The 22,472-nt window shown below is 66.9% G+C and carries 20 protein-coding genes; 10 read left to right on the forward strand and 10 right to left on the reverse strand.

Annotated elements, in window-relative coordinates; genetic code table 11:
• Positions 1 to 306: 306 nt before the first annotated feature.
• Positions 307 to 1,686, reverse strand: coding sequence for an MFS transporter (locus BLU38_RS26450; RefSeq protein WP_091529221.1), 1,380 nt, complete (start codon positions 1,684 to 1,686; stop codon positions 307 to 309).
• Between the two features lie 567 nt (positions 1,687 to 2,253).
• On the opposite strand from BLU38_RS26450, the gene recA reads away from it, so the two are divergent.
• The 3 genes from recA (at position 2,254) to rny (ending at position 6,015) form a co-directional block, all read left to right on the forward strand.
• Positions 2,254 to 3,300, forward strand: a complete 1,047-nt coding sequence (gene recA / locus BLU38_RS26455) for a recombinase RecA (RefSeq protein ID WP_091529224.1) — start codon at positions 2,254 to 2,256, stop codon at positions 3,298 to 3,300.
• 73 nt (positions 3,301 to 3,373) lie between these two features.
• Complete coding sequence (locus tag BLU38_RS26460; protein WP_091529227.1) at positions 3,374 to 4,060, forward strand: regulatory protein RecX; 687 nt, start codon at positions 3,374 to 3,376, stop codon at positions 4,058 to 4,060.
• A 341-nt stretch (positions 4,061 to 4,401) separates the two neighbouring features.
• A complete protein-coding gene (gene rny / locus BLU38_RS26465) occupies positions 4,402 to 6,015 on the forward strand; it encodes a ribonuclease Y (protein WP_091529229.1) in 1,614 nt (537 codons plus the stop codon).
• A gap of 28 nt (positions 6,016 to 6,043) precedes the next feature.
• Here rny and BLU38_RS26470 read toward each other — a convergent pair whose 3' ends face one another.
• Entirely contained in the window at positions 6,044 to 6,673 is a 630-nt protein-coding gene (locus BLU38_RS26470) for a TetR/AcrR family transcriptional regulator (RefSeq protein WP_231920051.1), read from the reverse strand.
• 88 nt (positions 6,674 to 6,761) lie between these two features.
• Between BLU38_RS26470 and BLU38_RS26475 the strand changes: the two genes are divergently transcribed.
• Positions 6,762 to 7,748: an aldo/keto reductase gene (locus tag BLU38_RS26475; RefSeq protein ID WP_091529235.1), complete on the forward strand. Its 987-nt coding sequence runs from the start codon at positions 6,762 to 6,764 to the stop codon at positions 7,746 to 7,748.
• A 25-nt stretch (positions 7,749 to 7,773) separates the two neighbouring features.
• Here BLU38_RS26475 and BLU38_RS26480 read toward each other — a convergent pair whose 3' ends face one another.
• From BLU38_RS26480 to BLU38_RS26505, 6 genes are all read right to left on the reverse strand, one after another.
• Positions 7,774 to 8,676 carry an amino acid ABC transporter permease gene (locus BLU38_RS26480; protein WP_091529237.1) on the reverse strand — a complete coding sequence of 301 codons (903 nt, stop codon included), beginning with the start codon at positions 8,674 to 8,676 and terminating at the stop codon, positions 7,774 to 7,776.
• Positions 8,673 to 9,362 (reverse strand): amino acid ABC transporter permease, encoded by a 690-nt coding sequence (locus BLU38_RS26485; RefSeq protein WP_231920052.1) that lies wholly within the window; start codon positions 9,360 to 9,362, stop codon positions 8,673 to 8,675. Before BLU38_RS26485 ends, BLU38_RS26480 begins: the two co-directional genes overlap by 4 nt.
• A gap of 128 nt (positions 9,363 to 9,490) precedes the next feature.
• Positions 9,491 to 10,339: a glutamate ABC transporter substrate-binding protein gene (locus tag BLU38_RS26490; protein ID WP_091529241.1), complete on the reverse strand. Its 849-nt coding sequence runs from the start codon at positions 10,337 to 10,339 to the stop codon at positions 9,491 to 9,493.
• A 30-nt stretch (positions 10,340 to 10,369) separates the two neighbouring features.
• The gene (locus tag BLU38_RS26495) at positions 10,370 to 11,179 is read right to left on the reverse strand and encodes an amino acid ABC transporter ATP-binding protein (protein WP_091529244.1); all 810 of its coding nucleotides are present in this window, start codon (positions 11,177 to 11,179) and stop codon (positions 10,370 to 10,372) included.
• Between the two features lie 177 nt (positions 11,180 to 11,356).
• On the reverse strand, positions 11,357 to 12,286 hold the full coding sequence (locus BLU38_RS26500) for an aldose 1-epimerase family protein (protein WP_091529247.1): 930 nt from the start codon (positions 12,284 to 12,286) through the stop codon (positions 11,357 to 11,359).
• Between the two features lie 30 nt (positions 12,287 to 12,316).
• On the reverse strand, positions 12,317 to 12,892 hold the full coding sequence (locus tag BLU38_RS26505; protein WP_091529250.1) for a hypothetical protein: 576 nt from the start codon (positions 12,890 to 12,892) through the stop codon (positions 12,317 to 12,319).
• Positions 12,893 to 12,965: 73 nt separating this feature from the next.
• On the opposite strand from BLU38_RS26505, the gene miaB reads away from it, so the two are divergent.
• The 4 genes from miaB to BLU38_RS26525 all read left to right on the forward strand — a co-directional run bounded on the left by miaB (position 12,966) and on the right by BLU38_RS26525 (position 18,030).
• Complete coding sequence (gene miaB / locus BLU38_RS26510; RefSeq protein ID WP_091529252.1) at positions 12,966 to 14,507, forward strand: tRNA (N6-isopentenyl adenosine(37)-C2)-methylthiotransferase MiaB; 1,542 nt, start codon at positions 12,966 to 12,968, stop codon at positions 14,505 to 14,507.
• An 11-nt stretch (positions 14,508 to 14,518) separates the two neighbouring features.
• Entirely contained in the window at positions 14,519 to 15,169 is a 651-nt protein-coding gene (gene bluB, locus BLU38_RS26515; RefSeq protein WP_231920053.1) for a 5,6-dimethylbenzimidazole synthase, read from the forward strand.
• A gap of 44 nt (positions 15,170 to 15,213) precedes the next feature.
• On the forward strand, positions 15,214 to 16,785 hold the full coding sequence (locus tag BLU38_RS26520) for a hypothetical protein (protein ID WP_091529254.1): 1,572 nt from the start codon (positions 15,214 to 15,216) through the stop codon (positions 16,783 to 16,785).
• A 75-nt stretch (positions 16,786 to 16,860) separates the two neighbouring features.
• Positions 16,861 to 18,030, forward strand: a complete 1,170-nt coding sequence (locus BLU38_RS26525) for an acyltransferase family protein (protein WP_091529256.1) — start codon at positions 16,861 to 16,863, stop codon at positions 18,028 to 18,030.
• A 28-nt stretch (positions 18,031 to 18,058) separates the two neighbouring features.
• Here BLU38_RS26525 and BLU38_RS26530 read toward each other — a convergent pair whose 3' ends face one another.
• Together BLU38_RS26530 and BLU38_RS26535 are read right to left on the reverse strand one after the other, a co-directional pair.
• Complete coding sequence (locus BLU38_RS26530) at positions 18,059 to 20,011, reverse strand: ExeM/NucH family extracellular endonuclease (RefSeq protein ID WP_091529259.1); 1,953 nt, start codon at positions 20,009 to 20,011, stop codon at positions 18,059 to 18,061.
• A 279-nt stretch (positions 20,012 to 20,290) separates the two neighbouring features.
• Entirely contained in the window at positions 20,291 to 20,500 is a 210-nt protein-coding gene (locus tag BLU38_RS26535) for an antitoxin (protein WP_091529261.1), read from the reverse strand.
• A gap of 131 nt (positions 20,501 to 20,631) precedes the next feature.
• On the opposite strand from BLU38_RS26535, the gene miaA reads away from it, so the two are divergent.
• Both miaA and dapF read left to right on the forward strand, forming a co-directional pair.
• Positions 20,632 to 21,579 (forward strand): tRNA (adenosine(37)-N6)-dimethylallyltransferase MiaA, encoded by a 948-nt coding sequence (gene miaA, locus BLU38_RS26540; RefSeq protein WP_231920054.1) that lies wholly within the window; start codon positions 20,632 to 20,634, stop codon positions 21,577 to 21,579.
• A gap of 20 nt (positions 21,580 to 21,599) precedes the next feature.
• Positions 21,600 to 22,427, forward strand: a complete 828-nt coding sequence (gene dapF / locus BLU38_RS26545; protein ID WP_172836229.1) for a diaminopimelate epimerase — start codon at positions 21,600 to 21,602, stop codon at positions 22,425 to 22,427.
• Positions 22,428 to 22,472: the final 45 nt, after the last annotated feature.

Here is a 22,472-nt window from a genome sequence, read left to right on the forward strand (position 1 = left end):
GCATCGGTCAGATCATGATCATGATCTGAGACAGACGGCGAGATCGCCGTTGATCAAGCCGTCTGCCGGTCTGGAGCCGCTGCGGCTACTCCGGATGTCATCAGTGGTGTCGATCCTCGATGCCGACAGCGGCTGATGAACTCTTCGGTCAACGAAATTCCTATCGGAGTCGGTCGGCCGACGTCAACGGTCAGCGCTCGGTCGTCACCGATCCTTTATCGACGGCTGGTCCACCGAAGCAGGAAGAGGCCTCACCGCCGCAGCGGTGAAGCCCCTCCTGAGGTGTTGATCAGGTGTTCGCGTTGATCAGGCGCCGGCCGGGCGGATGAACTTGCCCGTCGCGGTGCGTGCCGCCTCCGGCACCTTGGTGCCGCGGATCGAGGCGCCGGCGGTCTCCTTCATGCTGAGCCAGCCGAGGAATCCGATCAAGCACGCGCCCATCATCCAGATCGCCGGCGTCAGGTTGAAGCCGGTCGCGCCGATGATGGCCTCGTTGATGACCGGCGACGTGCCGCCGAACAACGAGGTGGAGACGTTGTAGCCGACCGCGAACCCGGCATAGCGGACCTGGGTCGGGAACATCGCCGGGAAGGTCGCCGAGATCGTGCTCAACTGCGGGATGTACAGCAGTCCGAGGATGGCGAACGCGAGGATCGCGAGCCCGAAGTTGACCGTCATCAACAGATACATCGGGACGGCCAGTACGAAGAGGCCGATCAGTGATACCAGCCACATCGGTTTGCGTCCGACCCGGTCCGACAGCGCCCCGCTGAACGGGATCACGATCATCATCAGGACCTGACCCACGCTGACGATGCTGAGGGCCTTGTTCGGGTCGACCTTGAGGGTCTCCTGCAGGTAGGTGGGCATGTACTGCAGGAGGGTGTAGTTGACCACGTTGAGGGCGACGACCAGCGCCATCAGCGTCAGGATCGGACGCCAGTGAGCGGTGATCAGGTCCTTCAGGGCCGTGGTCGCCTTGTCGTTCTTCTCGCCCTTGTCCTCCAGTTCACGGAAGACCGGGGTGTCCTCGAGCTTGGACCGCAGGTAGAGCCCGACGCCCGCCAGCGGCAGTGCGATCAGGAACGGGATTCGCCAACCCCAGGCCTGCATCGCCGATTCCGGCAGGACGACCTGGAAGAACAGCACCAGCAGCGGCCCGAGGGTCAGGCCGGCCAGGGTGCCGAACTCCAGGAAGCTGCCGCAGAAACCACGCTTACGGTCCGGGGAGTATTCGGCCATGAAGGTTGCCGCCCCGCCGTACTCGCCGCCGGTGGAGAAGCCCTGGATCATCCGGAGCAGGAACAGCAGCGCCGGGGCGCCGATGCCGATCACCGAGTAGTTCGGGATCAGCCCGATCAGCGCGGTGGCCAGGCCCATCAGGATGATCGTCATCGCCAGTACCGCGCGGCGGCCCAGCCGGTCGCCGAGAGGACCCCAGACGAAGCCGCCGAGCGGACGGATCAGGAATGAGATGGCGAAGCCGAGCAGCACCCAGATGGTGCTCGAGTCGTCAGGGAAGAGATGCTTGGTGATGTAGATCGTCGTTGCGCCGTAAACGCCGTAGTCGAACCATTCCGTCGCGTTGCCGATTGCGGAGCCGGCGATCGCCTTGCGGAGCACGCCTGGGGGCGCGTCCTTCGGCTTGGGTCCGTCCGCTGCGGGGACGGATTGTGCGCTGCTCATCTGGTCCTTCCTTCTTCATCGACCGCGAGCCCGCCGGTGCGGCTACAAACTGCAGCGACAGGTCGGCTCGACGTGTTCTTGATTGGGTTGGGGATGGGCGTACAAGGTCATCTTGCCCGGTGACCGCCGGACTTCGGAGCACCGCCGCGTTCCAAGCGTGCCGAAGCTGGCTGCCGCCGGGTCATCTACTGGGCAGGAAATACTCTGCCCGACGTGATCGTAGGTTTGTTGACAATCTACCGAATTGTGACCTTTGCCACGGGATCGTCGGTGCACCAGCAGCGGGCCCTCCGGCCTGGAGAGCTCGCCGGATCCGCCCGAGATGCCTCATAAGTCTGCTGACCGTACGCTGCTTCCGGCTCATTCGCCAGTCGACATCTCGCCGCGCCGGGCGTGTCCTGTTGGATGTTCGAACAGGTGTTCGGTAAGTTGTCCACCGTACGGAAGCACTTCGAAGCGTCATCCACAGTTGGCGTGGACGGTCGAACAACTGTCAGTGCCCGTGCTTAGTGTCTTGGTAGACGACAAAACAACGAGTTCGACCACGAAGTTTGAGAGGACACAGCAATGGCCGTAGCAGATCGGGAGAAGGCGCTGGACACGGCGCTCGCACAGATCGACAAGCAGTATGGCAAGGGCTCCATCATGCGGCTCGGGGACGAGACGCGGGCGCCGATCGCTTTCATCCCGACCGGTTCGGTCGCCCTCGACCTGGCCCTGGGCATCGGCGGTCTGCCGCGCGGTCGAGTGGTCGAGATCTACGGCCCGGAGTCCAGCGGTAAGACCACCGTCGCGCTGCATGCCGTCGCCAATGCACAGGCTGCCGGCGGCATCTGCGCCTTCATCGACGCCGAGCACGCGCTCGACCCGGTGTATGCGGAGAAGCTCGGCGTCGACACCGACGCGCTGCTGGTCAGCCAGCCGGACAACGGCGAGCAGGCACTGGAGATCGCCGACATGCTGGTCCGGTCCGGTGCGCTGGACCTGGTCGTCGTCGACTCGGTCGCCGCGCTCACCCCGCGGGCCGAGATCGAGGGTGAGATGGGGGACAGCCACGTCGGTCTGCAGGCCCGGCTGATGTCGCAGGCGCTGCGCAAGATGACCGGCGCGTTGAGCGCCTCCGGCACCACGGCGATCTTCATCAACCAGCTGCGCGAGAAGATCGGCGTGATGTTCGGATCCCCGGAGACCACCACCGGCGGCAAGGCACTGAAGTTCTACGCGTCGGTCCGGCTCGACATCCGGCGGATCGAGACGCTGAAGGACGGCCAGGACATGGTCGGCAACCGGACCCGGGTCAAGGTCGTCAAGAACAAGGTGGCTCCGCCGTTCAAGCAGGCCGAGTTCGACATCCTGTACGGGCACGGCATCAGCCGCGAAGGCAGCCTGATCGACATGGGTGTCGAGACCGGCATCGTGCGCAAGGCCGGTGCCTGGTTCACCTACGAGGCCGACCAGCTCGGGCAGGGCAAGGAAAATGCCCGCAACTATCTGCGCAACAACCCCGAGGTGGCCACCGAGCTGGAGAACAAGATCAAGGAGAAGCTCGGCATCGGACCGGCCGGCGATGTGCCCGAAGGAGTCGATCCGGTCACCGGTGAGGTCGAGTTCTGATCGTTGATCACAGTCCCGTGTGCGACGGGTTCGGGGTCCTGAACCCGTCGAAGGGTGGGGAAGTGGCGCAGCGATGACCGATCTCGAACGGCGACGACAGATCGCCCAGGAGGCGCTTCGGCAGGCCGAGCAGTTGGCCCGGCGGCCGAAGGCCTCCCGGAGTGATCGTCCGACCGGCCCATCCCAGTCCGCGGCCGAGCCGGATGAGCGTGACAGCCGGGGGCGGCGTGCAGCGGTGCGGCGGCGCGCGCCAAGCTCGACCGCGCCCGGGGCCGAGCGCGATCTCGGTTCGGACGCGGAGCCGGAGTCGGCAGCGCGGGAGATCGTGCTGCGCAAGCTCACCGCGCAGGCGCGATCGCGCAGCGAGCTGGCCAAGGCGCTGGCTCAGAAGGACGTGCCCGACGACGCCGCCTCGGCGGTGTTGGATCGGATGGAGGACGTCGGCCTCGTCGATGATGCGGCGTTTGCCGAGACGTGGGTGCGCAACCGTCAGGAGCGGCGGTACCTGTCCAAGCGGGCCCTGCGGCAGGAACTGATGCGCAAGGGCGTCCAGCGCGACGACATCGACAATGCGCTCGCCCAGGTCGAGCCCGACGATGAGTACGAGGCGGCGACGGCGCTGGCGCAGAAGAAGGCGCGGGCGATGTCCGGGCTGGACCGCGAGGTGAAGTACCGGCGCCTGGCCGGCGCGTTGGGCCGCCGAGGGTTCGGCCCGGGCATCACCTCGCGCGTGCTGGCCGAAGTGCTGGACGGCGATTGACAGATCGCGCGTTGGCCTGGTCGCCCGTTCGCGCCAGTTCGACCGGCGACATCGGCGGGCTGTCCTTGACCCTTGATGGGGGCAGACCTAGTCTTCGGACTGAGGGATCTTGACGGCACTCGCCCTGCGGGTGCAGCTGACTGAAACGATGAAACCGGTCTTGATCGGCCGGACTGATAATCACCACTGCTGTCCTCTACGGAAGGTGAGTAGCACCGGCAGACGCGGCATGACGTTGCTGGATCGCGCATGGCCAATCGGGCTGCGCGAGTGACTCGTCGAACCCTCGTACGGTAGGCACGCGCTCGGAGCGTGCCCGCACGGAGAGGAGTGACGGGGTCATGTTCGGCATAGCCGCGGTCGAGGTGCTGATCCTGGTGGCCTTGGTCCTCCTGATCGTGATGGTCGGCTTGATGCTGTTCCGTCGCCGGCAGTCGGGGATCGCCGCGACCCGAGCCGGCAGCGAGATCATGGCCGGTGCACAACGTGACGCCGAGCAGATCCGCGCCGACGCCGAGCATCTGCGTTCCGATGCCGACACCTATCAGCGCGATACCCGCGGCCGCGCCGACCGGTTGCTCCGCGAGGCTCAGCAGGCCCGTTCCGAGGCCGATGACGAGGCTCGCACCCAGCGCGGGCAGCTGCGTGACACCCGATTGGACCTCGACCGCCGCGAGCAGCGGCTGACCGAGCGTGAGTCCCGGCTGGACGACGAGAGCCGGACGCTGCACGAGCGCGCCCAGCGGCTCGATCAGCTGGAGTCGGAGGTGGCGTCGCGATCCGACGAGCTGGCGATCGCCGATGCCGCCCGCATCCTCGAGCTGGAGCGGATCGGCGGGCTCACCCAGGACCAGGCCAAGGCCGAGTTGCTCGCCGCCACCGAGCATGACGCCAAGCGGCAGGCCGTGTTGATCACCCGCGACATCGAGAACGAGGCCCGTCGGGAGGCCGAGGAGCGGGCCCGCAACATCGTGGTGGGCGCCATCCAGCGGGTGGCGTCGGATCAGACCTCGGAGTCGGTGGTGACCGCGGTGCACCTGCCCGGCGACGACATGAAGGGCCGGATCATCGGGCGCGAGGGGCGCAACATCCGGTCCTTCGAACAGGTCACCGGGGTCAACGTGCTGATCGACGACACCCCGGAGAGCGTGCTGCTGTCCAGCTTCGATCCGGTCCGGCGGGAAACCGCGCGGATCACTTTGGTCGAGCTGATCACCGATGGTCGCATTCATCCGGCGCGGATCGAGGAGATCCACGAACGCAGCAAGTCCAAGATCGCCGATCGGGTGACGCGGGCTGCTGAGGACGCGTTGGCCGAGGTCGGCATCTCCGATCTGCATCCCGAGCTCGTCCCGGTCGTCGGGGCACTGCGCTATCGCACGTCGTACGGGCAGAACGTGCTCAAGCATCTGATCGAATCGGCGCACATCGCCGGCCTGATGGCTGCCGAACTGCATCTCGATGTCGCCTTCTGCAAGCGGGCGGCGTTCCTGCACGACATCGGCAAGGCACTGACCCACGAGGTCGAGGGCTCCCATGCCCTGATCGGCGCCGATCTGGCCCGCAAGTACGGCGAGCACCCCGACATCGTGCACGCCATCGAGGCGCACCACAACGAGGTCGAGCCGCAGACCGTCGAGGCGGTGCTGACCCAGGCCGCCGACGCCATCAGTGGTGGCCGGCCGGGGGCTCGGCGGGAGAGCCTGGAGACCTACGTCAAGCGACTGGAGCGGCTGGAGGAGATCGCGCTGGCCCATGACGGGGTGGAGAAGGTGTTTGCGATGCAGGCCGGCCGCGAGGTGCGGGTGATGGTGGCGCCGGACGTGGTCGACGACATCGAGGCCCAGGTGCTGGCCCGCGACATCGCCAAGCAGGTCGAGGAGGAACTCAGCTATCCCGGGCAGATCCGGGTGAGTGTGATCCGAGAGTCCCGGGCGGTCGAGACCGCGCGTTGATCCGACCCTCCGGCGGCCGGCTCAGCGTTCAGCGTGGACGCAGCCCGTCCAACACCAGATCGAGCATCCGACCGACCTGGTCCTGGTCGGCCGTGGATGCGGTGGCCAGGAAGATCCCCAGCAGTGTGGCGACCACGTCGTCGGCGGCGACGTCGGACCGTAGCGTGCCGTCCTCGACGCCGGCGCGGAGGAACAATTCCACGGTCGCCCGCACCCGTACCCGTGTCTCGGACGGGGTCAGGGAGCCCGACGACCACACGTTGCGCAGAGTGTCGGCCATTCCCCGCTTGGCCGCGACGAACGCGGCGTAGCGGTCGGTCCAGGCCCGCAGTGCCGCCGCTGCCGACCGACCGGACAGAAATCCCGGCGCACTCCCCACCACGTCGTCGAGTTCGCTGCGATAGACCGCCTCGACCAGATCCTGCCGGGTGGGGAAGTGCCGATACAGCGTGCCGATCCCGACACCGGCCGAACGGGCGACCGCCTCCAGGGACACGTCGGCATCGGACCCTGCGCCGAGGAAAGCCGCACTCGCAGCGGCCAGCAGCCGTTCCCGATTGCGTTGGGCATCGGCGCGCGGACGGCGTGCCGCTGAGGTCGTGGTCGAGGACCCGTCGGAATCGGGCGACTCCCGTGTCGGTTGGTGACGAGACGACAAAGTGGAGGCACCTCCGGATAGTGCTATGGTCGATGTAGCGGAGCCACCTCCGCTTTGAATCGAGTATCTCACGTCATCGGAAGGCGTCATGGCAGACACGGTTTCACCAGCAGGCACGGATCGCTCGGCGGACACCGACACCCGACCAGGATCACGGCCCGGCGGCACTGCAGCGCTCGGCACGTCCAGTGTCGCCCGGATCGGCTACGGGGCGATGGGCCTGGAACGTCATCACGACAACCCGGATGCCGCGGTCGCCGTCGTCCGACGGGCCGTCGAGCTCGGGGTCGACCACATCGACACCGCCCAGTTCTACGGCAACGGGTTCGTCAACGATGTGCTGCGGCGCGCGCTGAAGCCCGACGAAGGCGTCGTCATCGTCAGCAAGGTCGGTGCGGTCCCCGATCCGGGTGGGCAGCCGCCGCTGCGGCCCGCGCAGCATCCCGCCGAGCTCCGAGCAGCTGTCGAGGACAACCTACGGGCCCTGGACACCGACACCATCGGCGTCGTCAATCTCCGACGGCTGGACGTCGGGCCGGGCGTCACCGCGACCGGCGACCAGCTCGTCGACCTCGATGATCAACTCGCCGAGATGGTCGCGCTCCGCGATGAGGGCAAGATCGGCGGCATCGGTCTGTCCGCGGTCGACACCGACACCCTGCGCCGAGCGCTGCCGGCCGGGATCGTCTGCGTGCAGAACGCCTACAGCCTGATCCAGCGCGAGTACGAGGACATGCTCGAGCTGTGCGCCGACGAGGGCATCGGCTGGGCCCCGTTCTTCCCGCTCGGCTCGGGCTTCCCGGGTTTTCCCAAGGTCGTCGACGAGCCAGCGGTCCGAGCCGCGGCGTCGGCTCGCGGTGTCACGCCGGCACAGGTCGGCCTGGCCTGGTTGTTGGCGCACGCGCCGAACATCCTGCTGATCCCGGGGACCGCAAGCATCGCTCATCTGGAGGAGAACGTCGCGGTCGGAGACATCGCCCTGGACGGCGACACCAAGGCCGCGCTCGATGCCGTGGGTGCGGCGACGGTCAGCACCGGCGACCGCAGCCCGCGATGGCCCGACGAAGCTCGCTGACCGACCAGGATCGGGCCCGGCAGGATCAGGGCTGGTTGGCCTGCAACGACGCAGCACCGGCGTTCGCAGCCTTGGCCGGGTCGCCCATCAGCTGGTCCGGCGGCCGGGCGACCGAGCGGCCGCGCCGCTTCATCCGGCCCTCCAGCCAGGCCGCGACCCGGGTCAGGCTGTAGTTGATGATGATGTACATCGCAGCCATGACGAGCACGGTGGGGATCAGGTTGCCGGTCAGGTTGGAGCCGGTGTAGCCGCTCTGCAGCAGGTCCGGGTAGCCGATGATCGCGCCGAGGGCGGTGTCCTTCAGGACCACCACCAGCTGGCTGACCAGTGACGGCAGCATCGCCGTCACCGCCTGCGGCAGCAGGATCGACGTCATCGCCTGGCCCTCGGTCAGCCCGATCGCCAGACCGGCCTCGCGCTGTCCCCGCGGCAGCGAGCCGACACCGGAACGGATCAGTTCGGCGATCACCGAGGAGTTGTAGAGCACCAGCCCGACCACGACCCCGAAGAAGGCCTGGTTCTTCGGCAGGTGCAGCACATAGAGGGCGAAGTAGTAGGAGAACAACATGCCGACCAGGACCGGGATCGCGCGGAAGACTTCGACCCAGACGCCGCAGACGATCCGGATCGGTGCGATTGTCGACAGTCGGCCGACGCCGAGCAACATGCCCAGGATCAGCGACAGGACGATCGCCAGCGCGGCCGCCTTCAGGGTCGACAGCAGCCCCGGTAGCAGGTAGTCGGCCCAGGTGCTGGGTTGCAGGAACGGCTTCCAGAAGTCGCCGGTGAACTGATTGGCGTTGGCCAACCCGACGATCACGAACACGATGCCGGCCAGGATGGCGGCGCCGCCGACGACGCCGACGACGATGTTGCGGGTCCGAGCCTTCGGCCCCGGCGCGTCGAACAGGACGGTCGATTCACTCATCGCTGCACCGCCAATCGCCGGGACAGACTGGTGAAGAACGCGCCGACCGGCAGCGTCAGGATCACGAACGAGATCGCCACCAGCGCGAAGATCAGATACAGCAGCGATGCCTTGGCCTCGATCATGTTCTTCATCTGGAACGACACCTCCGCGACGCCGACGGTGGCCAGCACGGTGGTGTTCTTGGTCAGCGCGATCAGAGTGTTGCCGAGCGGGGCGATCGCACCGCGCAATGCTTGCGGCATCACGACCGTTCCCAGTGTCTGGCCGAAGTTGAGACCGATCGCTCGGGCCGCCTCGGCCTGGCCCGGCGGCACCGTGTTGATCCCGCTGCGGATCGCCTCTGCGGTGAAGGTGGCGTGGTAGACCGACAGTGCGATCACACCCCACCGGAAGTTGTTGTCATCGATGGAGGTGGGGGAGTCCTGCGGAGCGAGCGAGAGCTGCAGCACCTGGAGCGCGCCGAAGGCGGCGAAGAAGACGATCAAGGTCAGTGGGGTGTTCCGGATCAACGTCACGTACGCCGTGCCGAACCAGCGCAGTACCGCTACCGGGGAGACCCGGAAGATCGCGATGATCGTCCCCAGGATCAACGAGCCGATGGCCGACACGACCGTCAGCTTGATCGTCATCCAGAACGCGGCGAGATAGTCGAATTCCTTGATCAGCGTCAGAAAGTCGCCCACCAGGACCTCCTCGTTGTACGAGCCGCTGTGATCGTGATCATCGCGGCAGCAACGGCCGTCGGCCGGGCCGGGAGTTGCGTTGTCCGGCCCGGCCGGCGGCGGTTGCCATCAGTAGCCTCAGCTGCGGATCAGCTGCAGGCGATCGGCTTCGGCGGGTTCTTGGACGCATCCGGCGTGTAGTTCGCGTCGCCGAAGTTCTTGTCCAACGCCTTCTTCCAATCACCGCTGTCGATCATCTTGGTGATCGCCGTGTCGATCTTCTTGCACAGGGCGGTATCGCCCTTCTTGATGCCGACGCCGTACGGCTCCTCGGTGAACGGCTTGCCGACCACCTTCAGCTTGCCCTTGTACTGCGGCTGCGCGGCGTAACCGGCAAGGATGTCGTCATCGGTGGTCAGCGCGTCGATGTTGCCGCTGAGTACCGCCGGCAGGCACTTGGAGTAGGAGTCGTAGTTCTGCAGCTGGACCTTGCCGGCGAAGTCCTTCTTGACGTTCTGCGCCGAGGTCGAACCGGTGACCGAGCAGAGCTTCTTGCCGTTCAGGCTCTCCGGTCCGGTGATCGAGCTGTCGTCGGAGCGGACCAGCAGGTCCTGCCCGGCGACCAGGTACGGTCCGGCGAAGGAGACCTTCTGCTGGCGCTCCTCGTTGATCGTGTAACTGGCGAAGATCATGTCGACCTGACCCGACTCGATCAGCGTCTCCCGGTCGGCGGACTTGGCTTCCTTGAACGTGACGTCGGTGTAGCCGAGCTCCTTGGCCACATAGTTGGCGACGTCGACGTCGAAGCCGGTGTAGGTCGAGCCCTCCTTGAAGCCGACGCCCGGCTGATCGAACTTGATGCCGATCGTCACGGCCTTGCCGCCGCCCCCGCCGCCCTCGCCGCCCGAGCCTCCGGTGGTGTCGCTGGCGCAGGCCGCGAGTCCGAGCATCAACACGGATGCGGCACCGGCGGCTGCGATCGCCTTCTTGATACGCATGGGAGTTGTCTCCTTCAGAGATGTGAATTGTCAGTGAGTCAGGATCTTGCTCAGGAAGTCCTTGGCCCTGGCGCTCTTCGGGTCGGTGAAGAAGGACTCGGGGTCGGATTCCTCCAGGATCTCGCCGTCGGCCATGAAGACCACCCGATTGGCCGCCGTTCGGGCGAAACCCATCTCGTGGGTGACCACGATCATGGTCATGCCCTGCTCGGCCAGCTTGATCATCACGTCCAGGACCTCGTTGATCATCTCCGGGTCCAGGGCCGAGGTCGGCTCGTCGAACAAGATCACCTTCGGATCCATCGCCAGAGCCCGTGCGATCGCGACCCGCTGCTGCTGGCCGCCGGACAACTGGGCCGGGTACTTGTCGGCCTGGTTGCCGACCCCGACCCGGTTGAGCAGTTCCATCGCCCGATCGTGGGCTTCGGTCTTTGCCTTCCGGCGTACCCGGACCGGACCGAGGGTGACGTTTTCCACGATCGTCTTGTGGGCGAACAGGTTGAACTGTTGGAAGACCATCCCGACGTCCGCCCGCAGCCGCGCCAGTTCCTTGCCCTCGCTCGGCAGCGGCGAACCGTCGATCGTGATCGATCCGGACTGGATCGTCTCCAGGCGGTTGATCGAACGGCACAAGGTCGACTTGCCGGACCCCGACGGGCCGATCACGACGACGACCTCGCCCCGGCCGACCGACAGGTTGATGTTCTTCAGCACGTGCAACTCGCCGAAGTACTTCTCGACGTCGCTGAGCACGACCAGCGGCTCTCCGACGGCGACGGTCGGACGAGAGTTGAGCAGCACCTCGTCCCCCGGCCCCCCGGCGGGGTTGGTTTCGGTCATAGGGAGGACCCTAGACGACACCCCACCCCAACCACCGGCAATAGGTGTTGAGTTTCGGTTACGACCTCGACACAAGGTCCCTGAGCCCGTCGAAGGGCATCGGGATCCAGCCATGATCGGACACGGTCCTTCGACGGGCTCAGGACCCGTTGGGTGGGTTCGGGGCCTTCGACGGGCTCAGCGGCCGTAGACGCCCCAGGTGCCCTCGTACTGGTCGCCCGGCTCGAGCACGATCAGCCCGTCGCTGGTCAGGTCGGTGTTGAAGGCGTCCGGACCGCAGGTCATCGGCTCGACGGCGATGCCGAGGTCGCGCTTGCCGGCACCGGTGTAGATCTGGATCCAGCGATGCTTCTCGTCTCCCCAGATGAACGTCTCCCGTTCGCCGAGGGCCAGTCGCACGCGCCAGGGTTGATCGCCGTCGGTGGCCAGGGCGGTGAAGGCGGTGTCGAAGTCCCGGGCCGCCAGTGGTGCCGCGGTCCGCAGGTCCTCGTCCAGACCGTCGACCGGCCGGACCGCGACAGGCAGCAGCCGGTCATCGACTTCCAGGTAGCTGCTGGCCGGGGCACTGATCTCGACCTGATCGACCGCCGACTCGCCGAGGGTGAAGTAGGGATGGGCCGCATAGCCGAAGGGTGCCGCCACGTCGCCGACGTTCCGCGCCGCGACCGTGACGGTCAGGCCGCGATCGGACAACTGGTGGGTGATGGTGCACAGCAACGTCGTGTCCCAGCCCTGCTGGGGATGCAGCGTCACCTGCTGGACGACGGTGTCGGCGGTGTGCTCGACAACGTTCCACGGCAACCAGCGGACCAGTCCGTGGATGGCGTTGTGCCGCTCCGGCTCGCTGAGTGCCAATTGCTGCTCCTGGCCGCCGAAGCTGTAGCGACCGTCGCGGATCCGGTTCGGCCAGGGCAACAGCTGTTGGCCGTGGCCGCCGGAGATCCGATCACCCTCGGCGAATCCGGCCAGGATGTTCTTGCCGTCGACCTGCAGCAGCCGCAGTGTCGCTCCCACCTCGGTGATCACCGCCCGGTAGGACCCGGAGGTGATCTCGTACTGTTCGCCGCTGGGTGCCGGTGTCGTGCCGGTGCTGTCGCTGGAAGTCATGATCGCCAACTGTAGGGCTCGGCCGCTGGATCACCGTACGGGGCTGCGGAAGATGGCGGCGGAGATGACGGCCATCACCATGGCACCCAACGCCAGCGGGACGATGCCGACCACGAAACCGGCGCGAGGGCCGAGGTCGTAGTAGATCGTGTAGCAGACCAGGCAGCCGACCAGTGCGGCGATGCTCACGGCGACGAACAGCAGCGTTCGTTGCCGACCGAACACCCCGGCGCCGTACAGGGCATTGAGCTGATACAGCACGAGCACCGCCCAGCCGACCATCAGGACCAGTTCGGCCGTCACCTGGCGGTGGAACAGCAGCCGGGTCAGCAGCAGCAGGACGAGGTAACAGGCGATGCCCGCCACCAGGAGCCGCCACGGTGGGAACAGTCTGCGCGCCGTGGTGGAGTGTGTTCCCGCCCGGACAGCGAGCACGATGCCGACGAAGCCGGCGACGACGGCCGGGATCAGCAGCCAGCCGCTGCGCAGGCCCGGAACGGGGTTGACCGGCTTGAACGCCAGGATCCACCACAGCAGATAGCAGCCACAGCAGACGATGACGGCAACGTTGCTGAGCAGGAATCGGCCGGCCACGGTGTTTGCCACGAGTCACCTCCGGCTCACTGTACTGCTGGTCCGTTTCGGTGTGACCGACCCGCAGCGATTACCCTGAACCATCATGTCGGTCGATAGTCAGCTCACCGCGGTCCCGAGCCCGCGGACGTACCAGATCCGCACCTACGGCTGCCAGATGAACGTGCACGATTCCGAACGGCTGGCAGGGCTGTTGGAGGACGCGGGATATCGGCAGGCGGCCGGTGACGAGGCCGATGTCGTCGTCTTCAACACCTGCGCGGTCCGGGAGAACGCCGACAACCGGTTGTACGGCAACCTGGGCCATCTGCTGCCGGTGAAGCAGTCCCGTCCGGGGATGCAGATCGCCGTCGGCGGCTGCCTGGCCCAGAAGGACCGCGGGCTGATCACCGAGAAGGCGCCCTGGGTGGACGTCGTCTTCGGGACCCACAACATCGGTCAGCTGCCGCGACTGCTGGAACGGGCTCGGGTCGAGTCCGAGGCCCAGGTCGAGATCGCCGAATCCTTGGAGCGTTTCCCGTCCACGCTGCCGACCCGCCGCGACTCTGCCTACTCCGCCTGGGTGTCGATCAGTGTCGGCTGCAACAACACCTGCACGTTCTGCATCGTGCCGGCATTGCGTGGCAAGGAGACCGATCGGCGTCCGGGCGACATCCTGGCCGAGATCCGGATGCTTGTTGATCAAGGTGTCCAGGAGATCACCCTGCTCGGCCAGAATGTGAACGCCTACGGCGTCGAGTTCCGGGACCGGGAGGCGTTCAGCAAGCTGCTCCGGGCCTGTGGCGAGATCGACGGACTGGAACGGGTCCGCTTCACCTCGCCGCATCCGCGGGACTTCACCTCCGACGTGATCGCCGCGATGGCCGAGACCCCGAACGTGATGCCGCAGCTGCACATGCCGCTGCAGTCCGGTTCGGACGCGATCCTCAAGTCGATGCGACGCTCCTACCGCAGTGACCGCTATCTCAAGATCATCGACGACGTCCGGGCGGCGATGCCGGACGCGGCGATCACCACCGACATCATCGTCGGCTTTCCCGGCGAGACCGAGCAGGACTTCGCCGACACCCTGGAGGTCGTCCGGCAGTCCCGCTTCGCCAGCGCGTTCACCTTCCAGTACTCGATCCGACCCGGTACGCCGGCCGCGACGATGCCGGACCAGGTGCCGCAGCCGGTGGTCCAGGAACGCTATGAACGTCTGGTCGAGCTGGTCAACGACATCAGCTGGCAGGAGAACCGCAAGCTCGAGGGCCAACGGGTCGAGGTGATGTTCGCCGACGGCGAGGGGCGCAAGGACGCTGCCACCCATCGGATGTCCGGTCGGGCGCAGGACAACCGGTTGGTGCATGTCGCGGTGGGGGAGGACACAGCGAGCCGGCCCCGGCCGGGAGACCTCGGCGAGGTGGTGATCACCCGCGCCGCACCCCATCACCTGACCGCAGACCCGATCGACGACGGCACCGACACGGCCGTGATCGGCCTACGCCGAACCCGTGGCGGCGACGCCTGGCAGGCGCGGCAGGAGTCAGCTGAACAAGATCAGCGCAACACGGTCGGTCTCGGGATGCCCACCCTCGGCGTTCCGGCGCCGTTGCCGCCGACGCAGGACAGCTGCCAGGTGCGGTAGCGTCATCGCCCGTGTCTGAAGCGCGACCGCTGGCGAGCCTGTACGACGTGATCGAGCGGCGACGCGATGTCCGCGCCGAGTTCACCGGCGAGCCGTTGCCTGATGATCAACTTCTCCGTATCCTCGGCGCAGCGCACCAGGCTCCGAGCGTCGGGCACAGTCAGCCCTGGGACTTCATCCTGGTCCGCGACCCTGCCACCCGTCGTCGTTTCCAGCAGCACGTGGCCACCGAACGGGACGTGTTCGCCGACTCCCTGACCGGCGAGCGGGCCGAGACGTTCGGCAAGATCAAGATCGAAGGAATCCTGGAGTCAAGCCTCGGCGTCGTGGTCAGCTACGACCCCGATCGCGGCGGTCCGGCTGTCCTCGGACGGCATGCGATCGCCGACGCCGGCCTGTACTCGACCTGCCTGGCGATCCAGAACCTGTGGTTGGCCGCCACCGCCGAAGGACTCGGCGTCGGCTGGGTCTCCTTCTACCGCGAGGAATTCCTGCAACAGCTGCTCGATATCCCGACGACGATCCGGCCGATCGCGTGGCTCTGCGTCGGCACCGTCAGCGGGTTGCAGGACACGCCGGATCTGGAACGCCACCGGTGGCGGAGCCGTCGACCGCTCGCCGAGGCGATCCACGAAGGCAGCTACCGCGCGCCGCTCCGGTGAGTCACCGCCGGTCTCGGTCCCGCGGCACGGAATGATGTCGGGTCATGAGCGACATCAGTGGGTTCGATTGGTGGTTCCGGGACCGGGACTACGTGCTGCGCGAGCGGTTGGCCGACGTCGAGAGCCAGGCCTACGCGGCTTCGGCGCGCAGCAGTGCCCGGCTGAGCAGCCAGCTGTCCCGGCTGCAGGGCTCCCTGGAAAGCCGGTTGAATGCACTGTCGGCGGCCTTCGACGCCTATGTCGAACTGGGTGACCTCCGCGAACAACTTGCCGGCTACGGCGACTCGGCGGCCATCCGTCGCGAGTCGTTGGCCGCGATCGCTGCGCTCGGCGACGGCAGGCCGGCCCAGCCGGTCGACGACCGCAACACCGGTTACTGGGTCGCGCCGGCGACCAACGCCCTGATCGCCCGGGTCACCGGCGCACCGGACGAGGCAACGGAGGCCCGGCTCGCCGAGGCCGACCCGTCGGCCGAGGTGTTCCTGGTGGCAGCCGCCGGGGCGCTCGGCCACGGCGCCGGCGTCGCCGCCCGCGTGCCCGCCCTGCTGCAACCGACTGACGGCCGACTGGTTGACAGCCAGCAGACCATCTGGCGGGCCGTGGTCGAGGGCAGTTACGGCGAGGGCCTGTTGCCCGTGCTGCTGCAGGATTGGGCTGCCTGGATGCCTGCCGACGACGGCGCCGACTGGTGGGGTTGGGCGCACCGGGAGGGATCGGCCTCCGGACGGACAACGCTGGACTGGATCGAGCAGCAGGCCTCGGCAGCCACCGACCGACCGGCACCGATCGAGGCCCAGCCAGAACAGCAGCCGGTAGAGCAGGCCGACCAGCCCGCAGCGCAGGTCGACCAGCGGCCGACCGGCAGTGTCGGCGGCCTGCGGCAACTCGTGTTCGAGCTGATCGACGCCGGTTACGGTGCGGAGCGTGAGCTGCTGATCCGGGCTCGCGCTCTGCGCGCTCGGATCGAGAATCCGACTCCGGGGCATTCCGAGGAACAGCCCGATGGTCAGGGCGCTGCCGATGCCGCCGAGTCGTCGGCGACGGTGGCCCAGGTGGTCCGGGCGAGCTTCCTGCAGGCCCCGGCAGGTTCACAGGCTCGGGCAGACCTGCGAGCGGCGGTCGTCCCCGGTCTGCTCGCTGCGATCGAGGGCGAGACTCCGAATGTGCTGCACAGCGAGCCGACCAGCGTTCTCGTCCGGGTGTCGGGGAAATCGGTTCCGGTCACCGCCGACGGGCCGGATCGTCAGGCCTGGGCAGCGGCCCAGCGGGTGCCTCCGGTGACCGACCCCGCCAACGGCAATCCGCGGCTGTACGGGTTCGCCGGCGCGGCCGGCGGCTGCATCGTGCTGGCCCTGATCCTGGCGATCGCCGGTGTCTCCGCGGTCCTGGTGGTCCTCCTGCTGCTCGTCGGGGTGGTGTTCGGCGTGCTCGCCGGACGGGTGCTGCTGGGCCGACGGGCAGAGCAGCAGGAACACCAGCGTCAGCAGCAGTCCAACAACGAACGGATCGAGCAGGCCGTACGCAGCGCGCAGCAGACCGACGCGACGCAGCGCGACGCGGTGCAGCAGTCCGCTGCCCAGCTCGATCGGATCCGGGCAGCACTCAGCGCCGGTTAGCCCGCCCCCAGGAGTCCCGCGGCACGGCAGTTCGGATGCCGAGATCTCGTCCTGCGGAATGTACTCTGACGCCCCGTGAGTAGCACCGAAACAGCCACCGATCCGAATCAGCCGGTCGCGAGCCGGTCGACCAGCACGACGGCCACAGCCACCGCGACGGCGGCGGTACCGGCCAGGGCGACCCGGCTGCGTGGTTTGGACGGCCTGCGGTTCGTAGCGGCGTTCGCCGTGCTCGGCTATCACTTCACCGGGATCGGGCTGGACACCTGGGGTGTGATCCCCGCCGTCAAGTTCCCGACCCTGCAGCACCTCACCCGCTACGGCTTCATCGGCGTCGAGCTGTTCTTCATGATCTCCGGCTTCGTGATCTTGATGACGGCGTACGGACGCAAGCTGGAGGACTTCGTGGCCTCGCGTGCGTCGCGGCTGTTCCCTGCGTACTGGGCGGCGGTGATCATCACCGTCATCCTGCAGCAGTTCTGGCACGGTGGCCGCGGGACCGGACTGATGGACGGGCTGGTCAATCTGACGATGATGCAGGGCGCCTTCGATGTCAGCCCGGTGCAGGGCGCCTTCTGGACCCTCTGGGTCGAGTTGAAGTTCTATCTGCTGATGGGCGTCTTCGTGCTGGTCGGGATCACCCGCCGACGGGTGCTCGCGTTCGCGCTGATCTGGCCGGTGATGGGGCAACTCGCCGATGCCACCGACACCAACTTGCTGAACTCGCTGCTGTTCCCGACCTATGCTCCGTTCTTCGCCGTCGGCATGTTGCTGTTCCTGATCTACCGCGATCGCGGTGACATCGTCGCCTGGCTCGGCGTCGGACTGAACCTGATCTGGTGTCTGCAATACGTCACCGACTACGCCGAGCGGGCCAGCGAGTTGGTGAAGCGACCGGTCTCACCGACCGTGTTGGCCGTCATCGTGCTGCTGATGGTGGTGGCGATCTGGGCCGTGAGCTCGGGCCCGTTGGCAGCACTGGACTGGCGCTGGCTGACCGTGGTCGGTGGGCTGACCTATCCGCTGTATCTGATCCACGTCCAGTTCGGTTTCTTCATCATCGACCTCACCCACGAGCACCTGCCCGCCTATCTGGTGCTGGCGATGGCGATCGCCGTGGTGCTGGTGCTGGCCGTCCTGCTGCACTACGGGGTGGAGGAACGGCTGCACCGGCCGATGCGCAAGGCCGTCCGCAACGCGTTGAACAAGACCAGCCAGGCCGCCACCGGAGGCCGCAACGGTTGATCACCGGCCGGTTCACCGGCAGGTCTGATCAATGAGGGCGGCCGCTGCTCCTCTTCCCGGCGGCGAGACCGACAAGCACCGGATCGTGATCACTGGACCGATAGGGATCGGCACGGTAGTAGTCGATCTTGGTCGTCCGGTAGGTCGAGTATTCCGCGGCCAGCGGCTCGGGGGAGTTGATGCCCCAGACGCCGGCGCCGTCCAACCGCTTGCGGGCCGCCTTGTTCAGCAGCACATGGTCCAGTGAGCCGGCCAGCCCGTCGAAGGTGTAGGAATACTGATCGGCGGGTGCTGCGTTGGCGAAGCCGGCAGCGGCCAGGGTCCGGATCGGGTCCTCCTGGCTGTAGGAGTTGAAGTCACCGATCAGGGCGACCGATTTGATCTTGGTCCGCTTGCGCACCGCACTGATCCAGCTCGACAGCGCCTTCGCCTGTTCGATCCGGGACGCGTTCCACGCACCCTGTCCGTCGCCCTGGTCGGCGTTCGGTCCGTCGTCGGGGGCTGAGCCCTTGGATTTGAAGTGATTGACCGACACCAGGACGGGCTCACCACCGCCGGCCGGTGCGAAGCCGGCGGCGATCGGGGTGCGGGCATTGGCGAAGGCGCCGCCACTGCCGGCGTCGGCGCCGTCGGCATAGGGGGCGGTGACGAGTTCTGCCTTGCCCGGTTGGTAGATCAGCGCATTGGTGATCACGTCCGCCTCGTCCGGCAGTTGCTTGCTGGACGGCACGAAGGCCCACTTGTCGTCCTCGTGGGCAGCCTTGTTCAGGGCATCGACCAGGGTGGACACCGCCTCATCGGTCTGCTCGCCGAGCTGGGCGGAGTTCTCGATCTCCATCAGGCCGGCGACCGACGGATCAAGCTGGTTGATCGCGGCGACGATCTTGGCCTGCTGTCGGCCAAGATCATCAGCGTCCCAGGCGCCGCGGACGTCGCAGTCGAAGGTGACGTTGTCCGATCCGGAGGTGTCGGGATTGCCACCGGTGCAGCTATCCCGTCCCTGTCCGGTGCTGGTGAAGTAGTTGAGCACGTTGAACGAGGCGACCCGTAGGCCGTTGCCGACCGTCGGCACCGCCGGTTTGGGTTGTTCCTCGACGGTCGCGATCTCCTCACCGGCTGCGATCGGTGCGGTCGGATTGAACTTCCAGCTGTCGTTGCGGTAGTCGACGATCACGGGTTCGTTGATCGTCACCTGGTCGCCACGCCGGATGTCGTGATCACGGGTGAGGTAGGGCAGCGTGCCACCGGCGAAGTCGTCGGTGGCGGTGAAGGTCTGATTCGTCCCGTCGTCCAGGCCGACCGCGTTGGCCTCGTTGGCAGTCAGCTGATCGGTGTAGGCCGGGGTGTCGGGCGCGCCGACGTCGGTCGGCTGGACCGGGACACCGTCGGCGCCGAGTGCCAACTCGCCGTACTTGTACAGCGGATAGGTGTCGGCGACGGCGAACGACTGGTCCGGCTGTAGCAGCATCGACTCCAGGTTTTCCCGGTGTGCTGCGGTGTCCTGCCAGCGCACCCCGGTGATCGGCTTCGGAGCTGGCAGGGACTGCTCCACCGGATCGACACCGGTGGCGTTGATCTCGGTCAGGCCCTGGTATTCGCTGATCTTGCCGGTCACGGTGACCGCATCGCCGAGCTGTACGTCGTACGGTGCGGTGCCCATCTTCGATCCGGCGTAGACGAAGACCGCGGAGGACGGTTGCTCAGGATCCCAGCTGCCGCCGGATCCCGGGGCCTGGATGACGAAACCCGCAAAGCCCTTGGCTGCCGGGTAGACCGCGGTGATCACCGACGGCTCGGTGCTGACGGTCTGGCCGACCAGGGGACTGGAGGCCCCGGTGCCCTGGATGGCGGTGATCGACTGTTCGGCGGCGGCTTGCGCGGGCCCGGGAAAGATGATCATGCCGGCGGCAGCGAGGGTCCCGGCTGCCAGAGCGGCGACCGCTCGTCGGGTCGGGGTCGGTCTGGCGGGACGTAGCTGCACGGTCGGCTCCTGGAGTGATCAGCGGGACAGGCGGGAGTCTAGGCAGCTCGGGGTGAACGGTGTCGGTGTTCGCCGTACTGCCGTCGGGTCGTCATCTTCTGATCATCTGTCGGCTGCCGATCACCGGTCGTGATCAAGAATTGCAACGGCATTGGAGAATGACGATCATCGGTGCCAGAGAAGAGAAAAGACGCCGGGCGGGACCCTGTGCGGGGTCCCTCCCGGCGTCTGATCGCTATGACCGTGGAACTTCTCGGTCGAGATGCTCTCGACCGATGGTCACTGGCCTTCTTGCTGACCGGCGTCCTGGTTGTCAGAGCCGAGGAACTCGCCCGCCTTGTCCTTGGCGAAGTCGGAGCCCTGATCGATCTGATCGCCGTACTTCCCACCGGTCTTCTCGTCGATGGCATCGGCGCCTTGGTCGACGGCATCGTTGATCTTGTCGGTGTTCTCGCCAGCAAGATCCTTGGCCTTATCGAAAATACCCATGGCTACTCCTTCGTCTCGGTGACCACCTGTTGGTGATCGCTGACCTTCGCATTCTTACGCACCTTCGGGTCAGAGCGCGACCCCCGGGCCCTCAACATCGCCCGATGTTCGCGTTGCGCGATCATGAAGACGTGACAAACCACGCCCAGATCGAACCGGCTGAGACACCGGTGCCGGTGCTGATCGGTCCGACGGCCTCCGGCAAATCCTCGCTGGCCGTGCGGCTGGCGCGGCGTCTGATCGACGACAGTCGACCGGCCGAGATCGTGAACGCCGATTCGATGCTGGTCTATCGAGGCATGGACATCGGCACCGCCAAGCCGACGCTCGCCGAACGAGGAGGCGTCCGGCACCATCTGATCGACATCTTCGATCTCGACCGAACCGCTTCAGTCGCCGACTTCCAACAACTCGCGCGGGCCGCGATCACCGACTGCCGGGACCGCGGCGTCGTACCGGTGGTCGTCGGCGGCTCGGCGCTCTACGTTCGTGCCATCGTCGATCGGTTCGAGTTCCCGGGCACTGACCCGCAGCTCCGAGCCGCCTTGGAGGCCGACCTGGAAAGGATCGGCGCCGATCGACTGCATCGGCGGTTGGCCGACCGCGACCCTGGTGCGGCGGCGTCGATCCTGCCGGGCAACGGTCGGCGGATCGTGCGTGCCCTGGAGGTCATCGAGTTGACCGGTCGGCCGTACAGCGCCTCGCTTCCCGAGCCGCAGTACGCGATCGACGGCGTGATCGAGATCGGCCTCGATCTGCCGCGACCGGTGCTCGACGAACGCATCGAGGCTCGCGTCGACCAGATGTGGGCCGACGGTTTCGTCGACGAGGTCCGCCGGCTGGAACAGCGGGGACTCCGCAACGGGCTCACCGCCAGCCGCGCCCTGGGCTATCGCCAGATCCTGCAGTACCTCGCCGGTGAACTCGACGAACAGCAGGCCAGACAGCGCACCATCACCCAGACCCGCAAGTTCGCCCGACGACAGGACGGCTGGTTCCGACGCGACCCGCGCATCACCTGGTTGGACGGGATGGCCGACGATCTCGTCGACCGAGCGCTGCCCCTCGTCGCTTCCTGATCACCTGTCAGACTGGTGCCGTGCAGCAGATCGAGTTCATCAAGGGCCACGGCACCGAGAACGACTTCGTGATCGTTCCCGATCTCGACGGGGAGCTCGACCTGACTCCGGCGGAGGTCGCTGCGATCTGTGACCGACGGGCCGGGATCGGCGCCGACGGCGTGCTGCGGGTGGTCGCTTCGCAGCACGTGCCGGACTGGGACGGCCCGGATGATCTGTGGTTCATGGATTACCACAACGCCGACGGGTCGGTCAGCGAGATGTGCGGCAACGGGGTCCGCGTTTTCGCCCATTTCCTGATCGAGCGCGGGCTGGCAACCGGCCCGGTGATCGACATCGCCACCCGGGACGGTCTGAAGCCGACCGAGGTGTTGGCCGACGGCCGCTATCGGGTCAATATGGGCCCGATCGAGGTCGACGACGATCCGGTCGCGGTGCAGGTCGGCGGACTGGGCTCGGAGATCTCCGCATTCCCTGCTGACGTAGGAAATCCCCATGCCGTCGCCTTCGTCGATGATCTTGACGTGCTGGAGTTGTTCCACGCTCCGACCTGGGCGCCCGCTGACCGGTTCCCCGCCGGTGTGAACATCGAATTCATCAAGCCGGTCGGACCGCGGCACATCGCCATGCGGGTCTTCGAACGCGGCTCGGGGGAGACCCGCTCCTGTGGCACCGGTACCTGCGCCGCGGCCGCGGTCGCGGCTCGCCGGGCCGGAGAGTCGACCTTTCCGATCAGCTACCGGGTCGACGTACCGGGCGGCACGGTCGAGGTCGAGTTGCAGGAACGGCAGAGCTATCTGACCGGACCCGCCGAGATCGTCGCCGAGGGGACGTTTCGGCTGGCTTGAGCCGGCACCGGTCGGGTGATCGACCTCGGGACCGTCATAGTGTCC

The sequence above is a fragment of the Microlunatus soli genome (assembly GCF_900105385.1).
GTDB classification, from domain to species: domain Bacteria; phylum Actinomycetota; class Actinomycetes; order Propionibacteriales; family Propionibacteriaceae; genus Microlunatus; species Microlunatus soli.

Bases quoted from the DNA above. Each gene is read 5' to 3' on its own strand.
- BLU38_RS26475 (WP_091529235.1), top strand. From the start codon at position 6,762: ATGGCAGACACGGTTTCACCAGCAGGCACGGATCGCTCGGCGGACACC.
- BLU38_RS26490 (WP_091529241.1), bottom strand. From the start codon at position 10,339: ATGCGTATCAAGAAGGCGATCGCAGCCGCCGGTGCCGCATCCGTGTTG.
- BLU38_RS26460 (WP_091529227.1), top strand. From the start codon at position 3,374: ATGACCGATCTCGAACGGCGACGACAGATCGCCCAGGAGGCGCTTCGG.
- rny (WP_091529229.1), top strand. From the start codon at position 4,402: ATGTTCGGCATAGCCGCGGTCGAGGTGCTGATCCTGGTGGCCTTGGTC.
- BLU38_RS26500 (WP_091529247.1), bottom strand. From the start codon at position 12,286: ATGACTTCCAGCGACAGCACCGGCACGACACCGGCACCCAGCGGCGAA.
- BLU38_RS26495 (WP_091529244.1), bottom strand. From the start codon at position 11,179: ATGACCGAAACCAACCCCGCCGGGGGGCCGGGGGACGAGGTGCTGCTC.
- BLU38_RS26480 (WP_091529237.1), bottom strand. From the start codon at position 8,676: ATGAGTGAATCGACCGTCCTGTTCGACGCGCCGGGGCCGAAGGCTCGG.
- BLU38_RS26450 (WP_091529221.1), bottom strand. From the start codon at position 1,686: ATGAGCAGCGCACAATCCGTCCCCGCAGCGGACGGACCCAAGCCGAAG.
- BLU38_RS26520 (WP_091529254.1), top strand. From the start codon at position 15,214: ATGAGCGACATCAGTGGGTTCGATTGGTGGTTCCGGGACCGGGACTAC.
- BLU38_RS26535 (WP_091529261.1), bottom strand. From the start codon at position 20,500: ATGGGTATTTTCGATAAGGCCAAGGATCTTGCTGGCGAGAACACCGAC.
- miaB (WP_091529252.1), top strand. From the start codon at position 12,966: ATGTCGGTCGATAGTCAGCTCACCGCGGTCCCGAGCCCGCGGACGTAC.
- recA (WP_091529224.1), top strand. From the start codon at position 2,254: ATGGCCGTAGCAGATCGGGAGAAGGCGCTGGACACGGCGCTCGCACAG.